17 protein-coding genes are annotated in these 17,872 nt (G+C 47.3%); 10 read left to right on the top strand and 7 right to left on the bottom strand.

What is annotated here, in order from left to right:
• Positions 1–8: 8 nt before the first annotated feature.
• Positions 9–581, bottom strand: coding sequence for a class I SAM-dependent methyltransferase (locus MJB10_RS21875; RefSeq protein WP_314798425.1), 573 nt, complete (start codon positions 579–581; stop codon positions 9–11).
• Between the two features lie 199 nt (positions 582–780).
• Positions 781–1,743, bottom strand: a complete 963-nt coding sequence (locus tag MJB10_RS21870; protein ID WP_314798422.1) for a TIGR01212 family radical SAM protein — start codon at positions 1,741–1,743, stop codon at positions 781–783.
• Between the two features lie 170 nt (positions 1,744–1,913).
• Here MJB10_RS21870 and MJB10_RS21865 point away from each other — a divergent pair, with 170 nt between their 5' ends.
• On the top strand, positions 1,914–2,561 hold the full coding sequence (locus MJB10_RS21865; protein WP_314798419.1) for a WGxxGxxG family protein: 648 nt from the start codon (positions 1,914–1,916) through the stop codon (positions 2,559–2,561).
• A gap of 138 nt (positions 2,562–2,699) precedes the next feature.
• The gene (gene trmB / locus MJB10_RS21860; RefSeq protein ID WP_314798417.1) at positions 2,700–3,458 is read left to right on the top strand and encodes a tRNA (guanosine(46)-N7)-methyltransferase TrmB; all 759 of its coding nucleotides are present in this window, start codon (positions 2,700–2,702) and stop codon (positions 3,456–3,458) included.
• Positions 3,459–3,529: 71 nt separating this feature from the next.
• On the opposite strand, the gene MJB10_RS21855 is transcribed toward trmB, so the two are convergent.
• Both MJB10_RS21855 and MJB10_RS21850 read right to left on the bottom strand, forming a co-directional pair.
• Positions 3,530–4,657, bottom strand: coding sequence for an MGDG synthase family glycosyltransferase (locus MJB10_RS21855; protein ID WP_314798414.1), 1,128 nt, complete (start codon positions 4,655–4,657; stop codon positions 3,530–3,532).
• A gap of 3 nt (positions 4,658–4,660) precedes the next feature.
• Complete coding sequence (locus MJB10_RS21850; protein WP_314798412.1) at positions 4,661–5,188, bottom strand: phosphatase PAP2 family protein; 528 nt, start codon at positions 5,186–5,188, stop codon at positions 4,661–4,663.
• 579 nt (positions 5,189–5,767) lie between these two features.
• Here MJB10_RS21850 and MJB10_RS21845 point away from each other — a divergent pair.
• The 4 genes from MJB10_RS21845 to rplT all read left to right on the top strand — a co-directional run bounded on the left by MJB10_RS21845 (position 5,768) and on the right by rplT (position 8,379).
• Positions 5,768–7,003: a glycosyltransferase family 2 protein gene (locus tag MJB10_RS21845; RefSeq protein WP_314798409.1), complete on the top strand. Its 1,236-nt coding sequence runs from the start codon at positions 5,768–5,770 to the stop codon at positions 7,001–7,003.
• A gap of 230 nt (positions 7,004–7,233) precedes the next feature.
• Complete coding sequence (gene infC, locus MJB10_RS21840) at positions 7,234–7,734, top strand: translation initiation factor IF-3 (RefSeq protein WP_167067530.1); 501 nt, start codon at positions 7,234–7,236, stop codon at positions 7,732–7,734.
• Positions 7,735–7,764: 30 nt separating this feature from the next.
• Entirely contained in the window at positions 7,765–7,968 is a 204-nt protein-coding gene (gene rpmI / locus MJB10_RS21835) for a 50S ribosomal protein L35 (protein WP_314798402.1), read from the top strand.
• A 51-nt stretch (positions 7,969–8,019) separates the two neighbouring features.
• Positions 8,020–8,379, top strand: coding sequence for a 50S ribosomal protein L20 (gene rplT, locus MJB10_RS21830; protein WP_028553998.1), 360 nt, complete (start codon positions 8,020–8,022; stop codon positions 8,377–8,379).
• A gap of 52 nt (positions 8,380–8,431) precedes the next feature.
• Here the strand turns inward: rplT and MJB10_RS21825 are convergent, their stop codons facing one another.
• From MJB10_RS21825 to MJB10_RS21815, 3 genes are read right to left on the bottom strand one after another with little or no spacing between them, the layout of a single operon-like run.
• Positions 8,432–9,535, bottom strand: a complete 1,104-nt coding sequence (locus MJB10_RS21825; RefSeq protein ID WP_314798390.1) for a GerAB/ArcD/ProY family transporter — start codon at positions 9,533–9,535, stop codon at positions 8,432–8,434.
• A gap of 27 nt (positions 9,536–9,562) precedes the next feature.
• Positions 9,563–10,777: a Ger(x)C family spore germination protein gene (locus MJB10_RS21820; protein WP_314798387.1), complete on the bottom strand. Its 1,215-nt coding sequence runs from the start codon at positions 10,775–10,777 to the stop codon at positions 9,563–9,565.
• A 24-nt stretch (positions 10,778–10,801) separates the two neighbouring features.
• Positions 10,802–12,331 carry a spore germination protein gene (locus MJB10_RS21815; RefSeq protein ID WP_314798384.1) on the bottom strand — a complete coding sequence of 510 codons (1,530 nt, stop codon included), beginning with the start codon at positions 12,329–12,331 and terminating at the stop codon, positions 10,802–10,804.
• A 503-nt stretch (positions 12,332–12,834) separates the two neighbouring features.
• Between MJB10_RS21815 and ilvB the strand changes: the two genes are divergently transcribed.
• The 4 genes from ilvB to MJB10_RS21795 all read left to right on the top strand — a co-directional run bounded on the left by ilvB (position 12,835) and on the right by MJB10_RS21795 (position 17,864).
• Complete coding sequence (ilvB, locus tag MJB10_RS21810) at positions 12,835–14,580, top strand: biosynthetic-type acetolactate synthase large subunit (protein ID WP_314798381.1); 1,746 nt, start codon at positions 12,835–12,837, stop codon at positions 14,578–14,580.
• Positions 14,580–15,068, top strand: coding sequence for an acetolactate synthase small subunit (gene ilvN, locus MJB10_RS21805; RefSeq protein WP_314798379.1), 489 nt, complete (start codon positions 14,580–14,582; stop codon positions 15,066–15,068). Before ilvB ends, ilvN begins: the two co-directional genes overlap by 1 nt.
• 134 nt (positions 15,069–15,202) lie before the next feature.
• A complete protein-coding gene (gene ilvC / locus MJB10_RS21800; RefSeq protein WP_314798376.1) occupies positions 15,203–16,195 on the top strand; it encodes a ketol-acid reductoisomerase in 993 nt (330 codons plus the stop codon).
• Between the two features lie 121 nt (positions 16,196–16,316).
• On the top strand, positions 16,317–17,864 hold the full coding sequence (locus tag MJB10_RS21795; RefSeq protein ID WP_314798374.1) for a 2-isopropylmalate synthase: 1,548 nt from the start codon (positions 16,317–16,319) through the stop codon (positions 17,862–17,864).
• The last annotated feature ends 8 nt before the right edge of the window (positions 17,865–17,872 follow it).

Here is a 17,872-nt window from a genome sequence, read left to right as displayed (position 1 = left end):
TCATGCGGCTATCTTTTTTCTAGAGCTAAGAGATAGGGAGCGGATGCGCTGCGATTGGCAAATTGATACCGCAGCACTTGGAATGCTGCGAGCGGAAGAGCGGAAGCCCAGCGTTCCACCGCCGCGGCTTCTTCGGATCCGCCATCGTGCCCGCTGTACAGCACGATGGTCACGATGCCGCCTTTGCGCAGCAGGCGGAGCGCAGCTTCAAGAGCAGGAATGGTCGATTCCTGCTCGGTGATAATGCTAGTCTCGGCTCCTGGCAGGTAGCCGAGGTTAAACGTGACCGCCGCGACCTTGCCGTGGCGGTCTTGCGGCACCGCCGCTTCCATGAGCGCATGGCTGCATAAGCTCATGACTACGTGCGCGTCTGGCGATTCTTTCGCCAGACGCTGCCCCGTTTGATCCAGCGCGGCCTGCTGGATGTCGAAGCCGTACACGCTGCCGCGTGGGCCGACGAGCTTCGCCATAAAGGCGGCGTCTACGCCAGTGCCCAGCGTAGCGTCAATGACCGTGTCGCCAGGCTGGACACGCTGCTGGATGAGTTGATGTGCATAACTCAGAACAGATACGAAACCCATATATAAATACCTCCAATGTTAGGTGATCGTGTGAATTGCAGTCAGATCGGGCCCTAACGACGCACCAAGGCGCCATGCGCTCTACTTTAACGCCCAAAAAAGCGTTAAAGCTCTCGCTCTGCCCGTCCTGCCTCTCAGCCGCCACAGCTCTTCGCTCTACGGAAAAAAGAGCATCCTGCTCCAGAATGCTCATTTCGGCTTATTTAACATCCTTCCCCGCCCAATACTTCCCTTGCCACGTATTTCGCTCTATCAGCAGCTTATCGAACGCGTTCAAAACTTCCCATTTCTTCAAACTCCACATCGGTCCGATCAGCAGATCCCGCGGCGCATCGCCCGTGAGGCGATGAACGATCATCTCTGGCGGCAAAATCTCAAGTGTGTCGACAATCAGTTTCACATATTCATCCTTCTCTAAAAACTGCAACAGACCTGCTTCGTACTGCTTCACCATCGGTGTTTTGCGCATGAGATGCAGCAGATGAATTTTGATGCCCTGCACATCCATTTGGGCTACGGCTTTACCCGTGTCCAGCATCATCTCGTGCGTCTCGCCAGGCAAACCATAAATGATGTGCGCGCAGACGCGGATATTATGTTTGCGCAGCTTAGCTACGGCGTCGAGATAGCACTCACTATCATGGGCGCGATTGATAAGCTCGGAGGTGGATTCGTGCACGGTTTGCAGTCCCATTTCCACCCACAGATACGTTCGTTGATTCAACTCAGCTAGATATTCGACAACATCGTCAGGTAAGCAGTCTGGTCGTGTGGCAATTGATAAGCCGACAACGCCAGGTTGTTTCAGAATCACTTCATAATACTCACGCAGCTCCTCTACAGGCGCATACGTATTCGTATAGGCTTGGAAATAGCCGATATAGTTGGCCTCGGGCCATTTTTGATGCTGAAGATCCCTAATTTTATTAAATTGGGTAACAAGGTCGTCGCGGCGGCTTCCTGCGAAGTCTCCTGATCCGCGTGCGCTGCAGAACGTGCAGCCGCCGGTCGCGATTTTGCCATCGCGGTTGGGGCATGTGAATCCAGCGTCCAGCATAACTTTGAACACTTTGCCGCCAAAAGCTTCGCGCATTTCGTAATTCCATGTATGGAAACGTTTATCTCCCCAAAGTTGAGGCGATTCCTGAATGATTGTAGACATGGGTTGTATCCTTTCTATCCTTGCATCGCTATTCTTACCCTTTTATTGTATCGAAATTCAAGCATGAAAGCGACCCCTGCCTTTCCAACAAGTCCCCCGATAAAACCTTCTTCAAGGGAGCAAGATAACAAAGCACCACAATTACAGAGCTGAGAGGGGAAATGGACTACATGAAAAAGTTTCGTACGATAACTTTGGCGGTAGCATTGACAACAGCTTTAAGTATGGGGGCGGTAGGCGCACAAGCAAGTACGTTGAGTATGAACGTAGATACGGGAAATTCAGGCAGAACAACGACAGCACCGATTGGTACGCTTGGGACAGGGACGGGGTCTACGACAATCACGGGAACAGGAACAACAACGCCATCGGGCTATACGGGCAGCAATTATGATGCGACTGCTCCAGGCATGGGGCTGGGGACAGGTGTAAATACACCGAATTTTAGCGGAAATGGAACTACGGGCAATTATAATGGCAGTCTGACAACGCCGAATACGTATTCTGGCTATGGCACGACAAGAGGCACAGGTGTCATGGATCATATCAATGGATTTGGCACGAACGTAGGAGATAAAGCAGAAGATGTAGCTGAAAGGGCCCAGAGAGGCGTCAATCGCAGCGTGAATACGGTAGATAGGATGAGTACGAAGAGCTTATCTACGACACCTCCTAGCACTTATGGTACCTCTTACCGAGCATATTCAACAACGGATACATCCAAAGGGATGAACTGGGGATGGTTAGGTCTTCTTGGGTTGTTAGGTCTGTTTGGTATGAGAAGCAGCAACCGAGGTAGAGACGAAAGCTATAGATAAACCGAATTAACAGTTCTCAAGCACCTTCCATTCTGGAGGGTGTTTTCTTTCATAGATAACTAGGAAAGCTTTGATTTTTTTCATAGAATCGACTATGATTTGTATTCGATAGCATGTTCGTGTAGGAGGCAATGATTAATGCGTTTACGGGGTAGAAAAGGAATTAGAGAAGATATTGAACGTCAAAAGGAACTCGTTGTACTCAATGCCAAAGATTTTAAAGGCAAATGGGCCGAGTTATTCGGAAACAATAACCCGATTCATGCTGAGCTTGGCATGGGCAAAGGGCGTTTCATTAGTGAAATGAGCAAGAAATATCCGAACATCAATTTCATTGGAGTCGACATGTATGATGAGCTGATTCGGAAGGCAAGTGAGAAGGCGAAAGCCGCACACGAAGTAACTGCAGATGAAGAAGGCGTACTCAGCATTCCGAATCTACGGTTGATGCTTTTCAATATTGAGCACATTGAAGAAGCATTTGCAGAGGGTGAGCTGGAGCGCGTTTACTTGAACTTCAGTGATCCATGGCCGAAGAAAAAGCACGCACGCAGACGATTGACGCATCCAGGATTTGTGGCGAAATATCAACAAATTTTAAATGCAAAAGGTGAAATTCATCTAAAAACCGATTCCCAATCCTTATTCGAGTTCTCCTTGAATTCCTTCGCGGATATGGGGCTTAGAATGCGCAATATTTCGCTGAATCTTCATGTGGATGGCATTCATCCGGATCATGTCATGACCGAATACGAAACGAAATTCGCGGGTCAGGGCATGAACATTCACCGCTGCGAAGTGGTCATTGGACAAGATGCGCTTGCTGCTCATCAGCAATCTTTGCAAACAGCGGCATCTACAGCAGCAGCCGATCAAGAGACAGATACTGAAGAATGAATACAAACAGACTATTTCTGGCCGCCGCGCAGGCAGTTCAGAGTATAGTCTGTTTTTTGTTAATGGCCTAATTATCCAAGCAATTGAAGAATGACTTCTGAACCATCACCCGCGGGGAGACTGTCCTTTCGATGGTTATTCGAAGTACGTTTCGCCTGCACATCGGCAAATTGGCACGCCAGCATCGTTAACCAATTGGAAATCGTATCGGCCGATTGAATGGTTTCACCGAAACCGTGCCGTGTAAAATAGTGCACATTCTCTTCCTCTTGGCCAGGAATCGGATCATAGAACAACATAGGAATGGACTTGGCAAGTCCCTCTGAGCAGGTCATGCCTCCCGGCTTGGTAACAAGCAGGTCGGAAACCTCCATCAGCTTGCCAATCTCTTGTGTAAACCCTAGCAGATGAATATTCGGATGACAATAACGTGGATCTCCCGCGAGTTTGGCGCGTGCTTTTTCATTTTTACCTAGGCAAAAGATGAATTGGATCTGGTCCCGCCAGATCAGGAGATGCTCGCTCAAGGAATCGCCGCCTATGAGTCCCCATCCTCCACCCATCACAAGGACCGTCGGTAAGGAGGAGAGACCGAATTGCTGCCGAATGAGAGCCTTATCATGAACCTCCCTAAAGCTAGGGTGAACGGGAATGCCTGTGATTTCGACATGCGCTGGAGCAACCCCATGTACTAACAGCTTGTGTTTAACGTCCTCGGACGACACCATATATTTGTTTACTTCTGAGCTGACCCAAGTTCCATGCACATCATAATCGGTAATTACCGTGCATAGCGGAATGTGTAAGCCTGCCCGTTTCAATCGGGATACGACCACACTTGGAAATGGATGCGTGCACACGATAGCTTGCGGTTCCCACTGTCTAATAAACGCAGCTGTTTGTGCATAGAAAATGCGATGCAGAGCTAACTGTGTCAAGGGATTAAGCTTCTTCTGGTACTGTGAGCGATATAAGCGGCCATACAGCTTTGGTTGCGTGGAAATCGTTTTCTTATACGCGCTGAAAATCCACGGAGCCAGTGTGGGGTGAAGGAAGGCGCCAAGCTCTACAACAAGTGTCTCGATGGCGGAGCAGCGCAGCTCCAAGGAGCTGGCAAGTGCATACGCTGCTTGTGTGTGTCCCGCGCCGAAGCCTTCCGATAGGATGAGTACTCGTTTTTTTTGTGAACCCTTTTCCATGGTTTACCCCCAGAATGCGACTGTGGCTAATGAAGCGGTTGTACCAAGCAAGCATCCAACGATGCAGTCAGACGGATAATGCAGTCCGAGATAGATTCGTGATGTACCGACAATGAACGCTAGTGGGATCAGGATGAGCCCTGACAAGGGAAAGGCGAAGACGATCGGAACCATGAGTGAAAAAATAGCCGTGGTATGCCCCGAAGGGAAGGAGTGATCGGTTAAAGGATTTTTGTACGTGATCGTCTGAGGGTGGACGAGATAAGGGCGGAGTCTAGGGTAACGCTTTTTCATAATGGCGACTGGAATATGGCTGATGGTTAAGGCAAGCAACGCTTGAAGACCTGCAACTCGCAGGGAATCATGACCGAAGACAGCCAAGCACAAAGAGATCATAATGGTGGCGGTAGCGCCGCCTAAATGTGTGATTCTCGTAAAGAAATGGTTGAGATAGTTGTGTTGAATACGTTGATTAACGAAGTGGAACAAGCGTGTTTCATGATGCTGAAGCCAATGCACGACTTTGCTCATGAGAAGCTGCCTCCCTCTAGTTGGAGTTTCTATTCTCATTTCATTGTAGGTAGGAAATGTTAGAAGAAGATTAACCCTATGATAAATTTTTGGCGTTCCAAATTAATGTTGCACTAATCTAGCGTTAACATTTCTATGGTAGTATGACATCTAATTAACCAAACTTCGCACGGAAAGCATACGTCTATTCTTCTAGTGTCCCCCAAATGATGAACTTCTATCCGACGACGGACTCTAACCAACTTTTCGAAGCGAATAGTGTGATGGTTATTCCCTCTCATATAATCGGTTGTTCGTCTAAATGGTGAACTTTTCGTACACAATAGATGAAAAACGATGAAAACAAGACATTTTCGAACCGATTCCAAGCGCACGCTCTATTCGGCGACTGCGAACCTGCCAAATTTCAAAGAACTGGCGCTTTTTCGAAGTATGCTGGCTTTGACAAATAGGAGGAAAGAGAGGAAAATCAAAAACGATTGTTTTCCCGTTTGCTTAGACAACTGTATGACCTGTACATAAAAGCACGAGGCATATAAAAAGAGAGCTAACGTGCATAAAAAAAGGGGGACTTGTTTTATGTTTGACAAGATCATGCTGGCCGTTCAGATGTTTCTGGCCGTGATTGCAGCGTATCAGCTGTTTCTAACATTTTTTGGTTGGTATCGACCGAAAAACAAAAAGATGTATGCACCGCAGAAGTCGTTTGCTGTTTTGGTTGCCGCTCACAATGAGGAGCAAGTCGTTGGCGCATTGATTGAAAACCTGAAAGCTTTGGATTATCCGAAAGAGCTCTTTGACATTTTCGTCATCTGTGACAATTGTACGGATAACACGGCTGACATTGCGCGCCACCACGGCGTGTACGCGATGGAGCGCCGCAATCCGAACCTGCGAGGCAAGGGATATGCGATTGAATGGATGCTCAAAGAGCTTTGGAAGCGTGAGAAGCAATATGACGGAATCGTCATGTTTGACGCGGACAATCTGGTGGGCACAGATTTCTTAATTCATATGAACAATGATCTATGTTCAGGCTCCCGCGTGATTCAAGCTTATCTGGATACCAAAAATCCAAATGATTCCTGGATCACAGGCTCCTTTGCAATCTCGTACTTCTATGCGAATCGCTTTGTCCAAACGCCGCGTTCAAACCTCGGACTTGCGAATTATCTTGGCGGTACAGGGATGTGCTTCGATTCCAATTTGTTGAAACAGATCGGTTGGCGAGCAACAAGCCTTGTTGAGGATCTCGAGTTCTCCATGCGCTGTATTCAAATGGATATCAAGCCTACATTCAATTACGATACGCGTGTGTACGATGAAAAGCCGCTATCGTTTAATGCTTCCGCTAAACAGCGTTTGCGTTGGATGCAAGGCCACTTTGAAGTGGCTAAACGTTTCTTCTTCCCATTGTTGTGGCAGGGGATCAAAACGGGAAGTTGGATGAAAATTGATGCCGCCATTTATTCGGCGAATGTATATAATTTCTTCTTCGGTGCTATCCTAACGGTTATGCTATGGATCCAATCCATGACATCCCACGGGACGGCAGACTCAGCCTTGGTTCATGTGAATCCTGTAGTGATTAATTCACTGAGTTTGGCCATCTATGTGCTGCTTCCAGCGTGCATGCTGATTGAAAAGGCACATAAGAAGACGTATAAATATCTGTTGCTGTACCCGATTTTCATGCTTTCTTGGTGGCCCATCACGTTCTATGCTTTCTTCACGCAAAACAACAAGCAATGGAGCCACACCGAGCATACGCGTGTTATTCGATTAGATGAAATGAAAAGCAAACAAGTGAGTTGACTTTTTTTTCACGGGATGATATTATATTTCAAGTAAAAGCAGAAGCGCCCGCTTCTCACCTGACTAACGTATCGTTGGCTGGTCTGAATGAATCATCATGTACATGAAATGGGTTTGTCATGAACCTGTTATTGATGAAGATGTGGGCCCACTAGCGCCCACATCTTTTTTATATTTGTGAAAGAGATTTACATACTTTATGGAGGTGGAACACAATTAGCAAAGACCATATGATTAACGATGAGATTCGTGTGAAGGAAGTACGCCTGATTGGGGCGGACGGAGAACAACTCGGGATTACACCGATTCGCGAAGCTCTTCAAATTGCACTTGACGCGAACCTTGATTTAGTAAACGTTGCACCGACGGCGAAGCCGCCTGTCTGCCGCATTATGGATTACGGCAAGTTCCGTTACGAAACACAGAAGAAAGAAAAAGAAGCTCGTAAGAACCAGAAGATCGTGGACATCAAGGAAATCCGCCTCAGCGCGACGATTGATGAACATGACTTCCAAACGAAGCTTCGCAATGCAGTCAAGTTCCTTGGCGATGGCGATAAAGTCAAAGCCAGTGTCCGTTTCCGTGGTCGCGAAATCGCGCACTCGGAGATTGGCCGCAGAGTACTTGAGCGTCTTGCAACTGAAACTGCTGACATTTCCTCGCAGGAGCGCGCTCCGAAGCTTGAGGGAAGAAGCATGATCATGATCTTAACGCCGAAAGCAACAACTTAGGCGGTATACTAAATTAGGAGGAACAACACCATGCCGAAAATGAAAACACACAGCAGCCTGAAAGGTCGCTTCAAAATTACGGGCACAGGCAAAGTGATGAGATACAAACAAGGTAAGAACCACTTGCTTTCCGGTAAATCATCCAAGCAAAAACGCGTTTTGTCCACGAACCCAACAATGGCTCCTGGCGATGTACGTCGTTTGCAACAACAGTTGACACTTATCAAAGGTTAATTTCCAACAACAAATCGAACATCATTTATATATCCCAGGAGGTAGTTCACAATGGCAAGAGTCAAGGGCGGATTTATTCGCGCTCACCGTCGTAAGAAAATTTTGAAATTAGCAAAAGGTTATTTCGGTTCCAAACACCGCTTATTTAAAACAGCTAAAGAACAAGTAATGAAGTCTTTGGTTTATGCATACCGTGACCGTCGTCAAACGAAACGTAACTTCCGTAGACTTTGGATCACTCGTATCAACGCTGGTGCTCGTCAAAACGGCTTGAGCTACAGCAAATTGATGCACGGCCTGAAATTGGCTGGTATCGAGGTTAACCGTAAAATCTTGGCTGACCTAGCTGTTAACGATTCCAAAGCGTTCAACGATTTGGCAACAGCTGCTAAAGCGAAAGTAAACGCGTAAGCTTGGCTTTACGCCTTGGAGAGCTTGTCCCCGTTAGGGGGCAGGCTCTTTTTTATGCTTCAGGCGATGATTGCGGCGCCGGGATTTTGCGGATTTTGAGGAGAATATACATCATAAGCGGGATGATCACTTGAAACAGCGGATACACCTTCACGCTCACGATTAAACCGAGCCACGTATGGTAGGTGTAATTCGGTTCGAGGAAGGAAGTGATGAAGATGATGCTGCCGATCAGGAGCAGCCAATACCGCTTGGAGATCGCGGGGCATATATGCGCCATCGCATACACGGAGCCCCAATAGAAGGTCGTCATTTTAACAAATAAGCCTAGAAAAAGCAGTAACGTAACCAGCACATCAAGTCGTTCGAAAATATCGCCTACCTCAATAAGCTGAACCATTTCCAAGAGGGGGAGTGTACTGTTAGAGGCTAGTGTCGTTCCGAGCACAACAATATTCAGGATGTTCATGAAGATTAAGAAAACCGAAACCGACGTATAAGCGGCGAGACTTAGTCTCTTAATTTTTTGATCTCTAGGCAGCATGTGCCAGACCATAAAGAAGATCACCGTCTGACCGAAGGGGAAAGATACGATGTCTGGAAATGCTGCTTTGAGAACGGGCGTAGGCCCATTTTCCATGATGGGCAGCAAGTTGTCGAGATGAATTAATCGGGCGATGCAAATAAGGAAGATCAGGAAGCCGTAGCTGAACGCAACGATGGGCAGCAGTGCCTCTGTCACGCGAAATAAGGTTTCCACACCCATCACAATGGCATAAAACGCTAGCAAAAGGATGATAAACATCGTGATGTATTTGGGTGTGGTGCTAAGCAAGGTTAGATTGGCAATCTCACCAAAGTCACGAACATTTCGCATGGATTCATAGGCAAAATAACAGGCAAACCAGACACCTAGGCTGGTGCCAAGGATACGTCCGAAGCAAATCTTCAGCAGACCGATGAGGTCTTGATCTCTTGCCTTTTGCTGTATGGAGAGAAAGAGCAGGAGGAGTAAGAAGCCGGCAATGGCTGCAGCGGACATGGACAACCAAGCATCTTGTTTCGCACTGCTGCCTAACGCAAAGAGCGGTGTACTGCCAATTTCAAACAAAACAATCATCACAAATAGCTGAAATCGACTTATCTGGTTGATCAAATCTTCTCCCCTCCGTCCGTCCGATAACTACTCTTCGCCACCTTTAATGATCTCTCTGTATGCTTTGCCGCTCATACCGATTCTTGCAATTTTCACATCGACTTGGGGATCCATTTGGAGGTTGGCGAATTGCTGATCCCAGTCAGGCTTTAATTGGCGCCAACGTGTAGGGTCATGTTTGTGAATGAGATCGGCGAGATGAAAGATATCTACTTTCTTTTTAATGGCTGCCTGAAAGGAGTTTCCCATAATTCGGATAATTTCTGCACCAGCCGCTTGCTCGATCGCTTGAATATCTTTGGGTTGCGTAGGATCGGTTGGACACGCATTCTCGACAATATTACCAATTGCCTTGACATGGACTTGCATCATTAAGGGGCCATGATCAGAGAAGATTGGCTTTAATTTCGTTTTGGCGTGGTCAAATCGAATCGCCATGCGATACTCTGTGCTTTCTTTCGAGCATCCGAAGTAGAGCGTTGTTTTTTTAATTTGATTCGTGATCCAGTTATTACCGTATTCCTCATCCTTCGTAAACCAACCGACAAGCTTGTCCTTTTTGAAAATAGCGGTTCTCCCGAGTTTCAATTTATTCGGGAACGACGTGTTCTTCAGGGAGGCAATTGTGTTGTTATCGCCTTCGCCTGAGATGATGATTTCGGGTATCAAGGTGTAAGGTGCATCACTCGAGGATCCCATCATGAGTTGATAAAGCTTGACCTGCTTATTGTTAGAGCCGTTGTTATCCTCGTTACGAATCATATTCTGGATAGCTGAACCAGGAACTTTCTCTAGCGGGATAATTTGTTCCAGTATTTTTCGACCCTCGCCTCCCGTGACCAGAAGGTTCACAGTCTCGCGGGAATCGGGGTTGCGCAGATAGACATCCAACAGCTGAGAGATGCCATGCTCGGCGGCCTTTTCACCTATAATGACGATGCGATTATGGGCGAAAAATAAGGACCGCGGCATTTCCAGGCTCGACTTTTGCACGGTACCGCGAATCGTCCCGCCGCTTGTAGAGAAGACCATAACAGGGGCTTGTTGCCCCGAATTTCCTCCCGTATTCGTTATCGATTGCGGAATGACGACTTGGTAGGAAACCGTCCATACTTTGCCATCCCAATCAATCGCGGTGGCGGACGTGATGGCGAGTTGATTTAACTCTTTGCGGTCCCAGCACCCTGTGAGGAGTAAGCAGGTCGTCAGAAGAAGCAGGCATCGCTTAAGCGTTGGGCTCATATCGATAACCTCCAGCAAGATGTCTTACAAGCGATTTTTCGGGGGTGGTGAAGGCTTATCGTAAGGCTTTTGTCTCGTTCTGTTCGTTTTACTTAGCGGTCGAACCATCGCTAACCAGCGTGGTACTCGAATGAAGGTATCCAACAGTCGAGTCATGACTAACGGCGCAATAGGTGTCAGATAGGGAACCCCGAAGGAGCGAAGAGACGCGAGATGAATCAAAATAGCCATACAGCCTGTCAAGATGCCGAATAAGCCAAAGGTGCCCGCAAGCAGCATTAAACCGAAACGGATTAATCGAGCAGCTACGGCCATATTTAAGGCTGGTGTAACAAAATTTGATATCGCTGTAAATGAGACGATGATGACCATAGCAGCGGATACTAAGCCGGCTTGTACCGATGCTTGCCCTAGCACCAACGCCCCGACGATCGAGATGGCCGATCCAATGACACGCGGCATGCGAACCCCGGCTTCACGAAGCACCTCGAACGTGATTTCCATGAGAAATGCCTCGGCAAGCGCAGGCAGGGGAACGCCTTCCCGTTGCGCAGCTAAACTGATAAGCAGCGTTGTCGGCAGCATTTCCTGGTGAAACGTAGTAATGGCAATATAGAGAGCAGGAAGCAGCATTGAGACGAAAAAAGAGATATAGCGGATGATACGGATGAACGTCGCGATGTCAAAGCGCTGATAGTAGTCTTCACTCGATTGGAGAAATCGAAAAAACGTGACTGGCGCTTGAAGTACAAAGGGAGTCCCATCCACCAAGATGGCGATTTGTCCTTCCAATAACCCAGCAGCTGCCGAATCGGGCCGTTCCGTATTCATGATGGTTGGAAAAGGAGAATACGTAACGTCCTCGATGTATTCTTCGAGGTAGCCGCTTTCTAGCACACTGTCTGTATCGATACGGGCTAGGCGCTGTCTCGCTTCTTCGACGACCTTGGGATCTGTGATCCCCACTAAGTAAGCAATAACCACTTCGGTTTGGGTGACTCGTCCTATGTGTAAGCTGAGGAAGCGGAGCTGCGGAGACCGGATTTTCCTGCGAATTAGCGCCGTATTTGTACGCAAATCCTCCGTGAAGCCTTCTTTGGGTCCCCTTACCACCGTCTGCGTTTGAGGCTCATCGACCGCACGCTTTTCCCAGCCCGCAGTACCAGCAATAAGCGCTTCGTTATAGCCGTCCGCAAATAGAATAGTTTTGCCTTCGAGCAGAGCAGAAACGATTGTATCGCCATCAAAGCTGAGTGACAAATCGCTGATTGTGATTGCCTGGCACAGTAAGTCATGAAAACAGATATCTTGCCGCCAATAGCTCTCATTTTCTTGAGAAGAGAGCAGGGGTTTCGTTATATGTTCATTAATGATGTCATACTTTACAATTCCCTCGATGTAAAACATTGCAACCCCATTGGTGTCAGGATAGACGCCTAATTCGAATTGACGGTAGTTCATATCGGAACTCTCGCCTAGTTGCTGTTTCAACCATTTCACATTATCTTGCAAGTTTGTTGAGAGGGGGAAAGGGACTTGTAGAGACGGGTTCATGGATGGCCTCCTCAGAACTTTCCAAAGAATTGGTATTATCTTCTCTCCATCTCTATTTTTTTATTCGAAAGTTCCTATTGACTATTGTGATGCAGATGCATATAATAATCTTTAATCATACGAATGAATCGCTATGAAGAGGAAGAAGTAATAAGGGCACTTATGAGCAGAGAGCGTTGGACTTGCTGAAACCATCGCCTTAATCCCTTACGTACGAAGTCACCTCGGAGCTGTTTTCCTGAAACATGTCGAGTATCTGCATGTACTAGGGAGAATCGGAAGAGCACACGTTATCGTGCTGAGGGTAATGTTCATTCATGAACATACCTGCTAAGGTTATATGCTGTGAGGCATGTAGCAAATTTGGGTGGTACCACGGAAGCTTAAACCCCTTTCGTCCCGTTGAACACGTGTAGTGCGTGTCTGGGATGAATAGGGGTTTTTCTTATTTTCAAGGCATGGTAGACAATGACAGGAACTGACTTTTCGAGAGGAGGATCACAATGAATGTTCAAACTGAACCAAAACGCTCTAAAGAAGAACTAATTGATAAGCTGACGCAGCCAGACCTGATTACGGGTTCCGAAATTTTGCTAAGAAGCTTATTGCTGGAGGGTGTGGACTGCGTCTTCGGATACCCAGGCGGCGCTGTATTGTACATCTATGATGCAATGCATGGTTTTGATGATTTCAATCACTTGTTGACAAGACATGAGCAAGGCGCAATTCATGCGGCTGACGGCTATGCGCGTTCAACAGGCAAAGTTGGTGTATGTATCGCAACGTCCGGACCGGGGGCTACAAACCTTGTCACGGGGATTGCTACAGCATATATGGATTCTGTTCCTCTAGTTGTTATTACGGGTAACGTGGCAACGAACTTCATCGGTACGGATGCTTTCCAAGAGGCTGACATCACGGGCATTACTATGCCAATTACGAAGCACAGCTACTTGGTCAGAGACGTGAAAGATCTGCCTCGTATTATTCATGAAGCATTCCATATTGCGAACACAGGTCGTAAAGGCCCGGTTCTCATTGACATTCCTAAGGATGTCTCCGCTCATAAAACGATATTTAAACCTGTTACTGAAGTTAACATTCGTGGATACAATCCAACGGTGCAGCCGAACAAAATGCAGGTTGATAAATTGATTAAAGCGATTGAGGAAGCTGAACATCCGATTATCTTAGCAGGTGGCGGCGTTGTATATGCCGATGCTTCTAATGAATTGATCGAATTTGTAAATAAAACACAGATTCCTGTTGCGACGACCTTGCTTGGCCTAAGCGGCTTCCCAAGTGCGCACGAGCTATGGCTCGGCATGCCGGGGATGCATGGTACGTATACAGCGAATACGGCGATTCAGAATGCGGATCTGATCATTTCGATCGGCTCACGTTTCGATGACCGCGTGACAATGAACTTGAACGGCTTCGCGCCTAAAGTGAAAACGATCGCACACATCGATGTGGATCCAGCTGAAATCGGGAAAAACGTGAAAACGGACATTCCTTGTGTTGGCGATGTGAAAGCCGTACTGGAGTATGCGAATACGAAAGCCAAACCTGCGAACAACGCAGCTTGGATCGCGGAATTGCAAGAAAACAAAGTGAAATTCCCGTTGAAATACGATCAAACAGAAACGGAACTCAAGCCACAATTCGTTGTAGAAATGATTAGCGAAACAACCAAAGGTGAAGCGATCATTACAACGGACGTTGGTCAGCATCAGATGTGGGCTGCACAGTTCTACCGTTTCAAGAACCCGCGATCCCTCGTAACTTCTGGTGGTTTGGGTACAATGGGCTTCGGATTCCCATCCGCGATCGGCGCTCAAATGGGGAACCCTGATAAATTGGTTGTTTCTATTAACGGTGACGGCGGCGTTCAGATGTGTGCGCAAGAGCTTGCTATCTGTGCGATCAACAACATTCCGGTGAAAATCGTCATCATCAATAACCAAGTTCTAGGTATGGTTCGTCAGTGGCAAGAAATTATCTACGAGAACCGTTATAGCCACATCGATCTAGCTGGCAGCCCTGATTTCGTGAAGCTTGCAGAAGCTTACGGTGTGAAAGGTCTGCGCGCAACGACGAAGGAAGAAGCGAGAAGAGTATGGCAGGAAGCGCTCGATACGCCGGGGCCTGTCGTTATTGATTTCGTCGTACCAAAGGGTGAGAACGTGTTCCCGATGGTTAAAGCGGGCGATACAATTAGTGACATGTTAATGGGGGATTCGGAATAATGACAACTAAACATACAGTTTCCGTACTCGTAAACAATCAGCCTGGTGTCCTGCAACGTGTTTCTGGCTTGTTTGGACGCAGAGGCTTTAATATTGAAAGCATCACTGTAGGAGAGTCCGAAGAAAACGGACTTTCCCGGATGGTTATCGTAACCACAGGCGATGATAATACACTTGAGCAAATTTCGAAGCAATTGTATAAATTGGTTGACGTGATCAAGGTTGTTGATTTGAGTGCCAATCCTATGGTAGCTAGGGAGCTTGCATTGATCAAGGTAAATGCAGAGCCGATCATGCGTCCAGAAATTCTTGGCATTGTTGAAACGTTCCGCGCTGCGGTCGTGGATATCGGACCTGCTTCTCTGATTGTGCAAGTTGTTGGAGATTCCGATAAAATTGATGCGATGGTTGAATTACTTCGTCCATATGGCATTCGTGAACTTTCCCGTACGGGCGTAACCGCGATGATTCGCGGCTCCGTGAAATAAGTAGGCAGTAAGCTTCATCAGCAGTACCTCCCCTTGAGTAGGGGTTTCAGCGGAGTACCACGGTAAATCGTTGAAACACCCACTCAAGGGGTAGATAAAACGGATTCATCATATCAAAGGAGGATTTATTCGAAATGGCAGTTACTACTTACTATGAAAAAGATGCAGACTTAGCGGTACTTAAAGGAAAAACGATTGCAGTGGTTGGTTATGGTTCCCAAGGACACGCACAAGCACAAAACTTGCGTGACAGCGGACTAAATGTAATTATCGGTCTTCGTGAAGGCCGTTCATGGAACACAGCTAAAAATGATGGTTTCGAAGTTGTATCTGTTGAAGAAGCAGCACGTCGCGCTGATGTAATTCAAATTTTGATGCCGGATGAAACACAAGCTCGCGTTTACAAAGAGTCCATTCAACCGAACATGAAAAAAGGCGCAGCTTTGATGTTCTCCCACGGCTTCAACATTCATTTCGGACAAATCGTTGCTCCTGAAGGTACAGATGTATTCTTGGTAGCTCCTAAATCCCCTGGTCACATGGTACGTCGTACGTACGTTGAAGGCTTTGGTGTACCTGGCTTGATCGCAATCGAGAGAGATGCGACTGGCAATGCAAAAGCAATTGGTCTTGCTTATGCAAAAGGTATCGGCTGTACACGTGCAGGCGTTATCGAAACGACTTTCAAAGAAGAAACAGAAACTGATTTGTTCGGTGAGCAAGCAGTACTTTGCGGCGGTGCTTCTGAACTAGTTAAAGCTGGTTTCGAAACATTGGTTGAAGCAGGCTATGCACCTGAAATGGCTTACTTCGAGTGTCTGCACGAGTTGAAATTGATCGTGGATATGATGTATGAAGGCGGACTTGCTTCCATGCGCAGCTCCATCTCCAACACAGCTGAGTACGGTGACTATGTAACAGGTCCTCGTATCATCACTGCTGAAACGAAAAAAGCAATGAAAGCAGTTCTTTCCGATATCCAACAAGGTAAATTCGCTCGCGACTTCATCTTGGAGAACCAATCCAACTTCGCATTCATGAACGCAACGCGTCGTAACGAAGCTCAACATCCGATCGAAGTTGTTGGCGGTCAATTGCGTGAAATGATGCACTGGATTAAAAAATAAGAAATAGCCATCATTAAAATTATAGCTGTACATTCCACAGGGAGTGATTGAGGAGAATTTCCCAATTGCTCCCTGTGAATACTATAACGACTAAGAAAACTTACTTTCAGGAGGTGACATGGTGCGTAAAATTTATATTTTTGATACAACGCTGCGTGATGGTGAACAATCGCCAGGAGTGAATTTGAATACACAGGAGAAGGTCGAAATCGCGTTACAGCTGGAGAAACTGGGCGTAGATCGCATGGAGGCTGGTTTCCCTGCGGCATCCCTAGGTGACTTGGCAGCTGTGAATGCAGTCGCGAGAGCGGTTAAGAATGCTTCGGTTATTGGCTTGTCTCGTTCCAGAGAGCAGGATATCGAGGCTGTGCGTGAAGCGCTACAAGGTGCGCAGGATCCATGCATCCATCTCTTCCTTGCAACATCTCCGATTCATCGTCAGCATAAGCTGCGTATGGAGAAACACCAAGTGCTGGAAACAGCTGAAGCAGCGATCAAATATGCGAAGAAATATTTCAGCAAAATCGAGTTCTCCCTCGAAGATGCTGGACGTACGGAGCTGGACTTCATCGCTGAAGTGACCAATATGGCCATTCGCGCTGGCGCATCTGTCGTGAATATTCCAGATACGGTCGGGTATATGACCCCTTACGACTACGGTAATATCTTCAAAATGCTGAAGGAAACGGTTCCAGGTATTGAGAAAATTCAATTGAGCGCGCATTGCCATGACGACCTCGGCATGGCGACAGCGAACGCGCTCGCGGCTGTACTGAATGGTGCCGATCAAATCGAAGGCACGATTAACGGAATCGGCGAGCGAGCAGGGAACACCTCGATCGAGGAAGTCGTCATGGCGCTGGAAACACGCCAGGACTTCTACCAAGCGAAAACATCGCTTGTGTTGAACGAGATCTACCGCACTAGCCGTCTTGTCAGCAAGCTGACAGGCATGGTGGTTCCAGGCAACAAGGCGATTGTTGGCGCTAACGCTTTCGCGCATGAGTCTGGCATCCATCAGGATGGGATGCTCAAAGAGAAGACAACGTACGAGATTATGTCTCCAGAAACGATCGGCGTGAAGGAAAGCAAGCTCGTCATGGGCAAACACTCCGGACGTCATGCCTTCCGTGAGAAGCTTATTGATCTCGGCTACGAGCTGGGTGAGGAGCAGGTGAACGTGGCTTTTGCCAAGTTCAAGGATTTGGCTGACCGTAAGAAACAAGTCGAAGACGAAGATATTCGCGCGTTGATCGAAGAGAAATTGATCGAGACGCCGGAAGTGTTCGCGCTCGGCACGCTTCAAGTCGCTTACGGCAACCAAATGACGCCAACCGCAACCGTTCATGTTCGCATGCAAGATGGCAGCGAAGTAGCGGAGAGCGCAGTAGGAAATGGTTCCGTCGATGCGATTTATAACGCGATCGATAAGGTAACGAAGGAAAACGTTGAGCTGGATGACTATTCCATCAAATCCGTCTCTCACGGGAAAGATGCGCTTGGTGAAGTTCACGTCGTACTAAAGCAGGATAACATCTCTGTTCAAGGGCGCGGAATTTCAACTGACATTCTAGAAGCCAGCGCGAAAGCGTATTTGGACGCGGTGAATCGACTGTTAGATAAACGCAATAACCCGACAAGCAACAGAAGCAACGTCACGTTAATATAATCGCTAGC

The sequence above is a fragment of the Paenibacillus sp. MBLB1832 genome (assembly GCF_032271945.1).
In the GTDB taxonomy this organism is placed as follows: Bacteria; Bacillota; Bacilli; order Paenibacillales; family NBRC-103111; genus Paenibacillus_E; species Paenibacillus_E roseopurpureus.
Note: the sequence above shows the minus strand (reverse complement) of the source record. Positions and strands in the feature narration are given on the sequence as shown.

What these genes read in the sequence shown, in the direction of transcription:
- MJB10_RS21870 (WP_314798422.1), bottom strand. Translation starts at nt 1,743, where the DNA reads ATGTCTACAATCATTCAGGAATCGCCTCAACTTTGGGGAGATAAACGT.
- rplT (WP_028553998.1), top strand. Translation starts at nt 8,020, where the DNA reads ATGGCAAGAGTCAAGGGCGGATTTATTCGCGCTCACCGTCGTAAGAAA.
- ilvC (WP_314798376.1), top strand. Translation starts at nt 15,203, where the DNA reads ATGGCAGTTACTACTTACTATGAAAAAGATGCAGACTTAGCGGTACTT.
- trmB (WP_314798417.1), top strand. Translation starts at nt 2,700, where the DNA reads ATGCGTTTACGGGGTAGAAAAGGAATTAGAGAAGATATTGAACGTCAA.
- MJB10_RS21865 (WP_314798419.1), top strand. Translation starts at nt 1,914, where the DNA reads ATGAAAAAGTTTCGTACGATAACTTTGGCGGTAGCATTGACAACAGCT.
- MJB10_RS21815 (WP_314798384.1), bottom strand. Translation starts at nt 12,331, where the DNA reads ATGAACCCGTCTCTACAAGTCCCTTTCCCCCTCTCAACAAACTTGCAA.
- rpmI (WP_314798402.1), top strand. Translation starts at nt 7,765, where the DNA reads ATGCCGAAAATGAAAACACACAGCAGCCTGAAAGGTCGCTTCAAAATT.
- MJB10_RS21850 (WP_314798412.1), bottom strand. Translation starts at nt 5,188, where the DNA reads ATGAGCAAAGTCGTGCATTGGCTTCAGCATCATGAAACACGCTTGTTC.
- ilvN (WP_314798379.1), top strand. Translation starts at nt 14,580, where the DNA reads ATGACAACTAAACATACAGTTTCCGTACTCGTAAACAATCAGCCTGGT.
- ilvB (WP_314798381.1), top strand. Translation starts at nt 12,835, where the DNA reads ATGAATGTTCAAACTGAACCAAAACGCTCTAAAGAAGAACTAATTGAT.
- MJB10_RS21845 (WP_314798409.1), top strand. Translation starts at nt 5,768, where the DNA reads ATGTTTGACAAGATCATGCTGGCCGTTCAGATGTTTCTGGCCGTGATT.
- MJB10_RS21820 (WP_314798387.1), bottom strand. Translation starts at nt 10,777, where the DNA reads ATGAGCCCAACGCTTAAGCGATGCCTGCTTCTTCTGACGACCTGCTTA.
- MJB10_RS21875 (WP_314798425.1), bottom strand. Translation starts at nt 581, where the DNA reads ATGGGTTTCGTATCTGTTCTGAGTTATGCACATCAACTCATCCAGCAG.
- infC (WP_167067530.1), top strand. Translation starts at nt 7,234, where the DNA reads ATGATTAACGATGAGATTCGTGTGAAGGAAGTACGCCTGATTGGGGCG.
- MJB10_RS21855 (WP_314798414.1), bottom strand. Translation starts at nt 4,657, where the DNA reads ATGGAAAAGGGTTCACAAAAAAAACGAGTACTCATCCTATCGGAAGGC.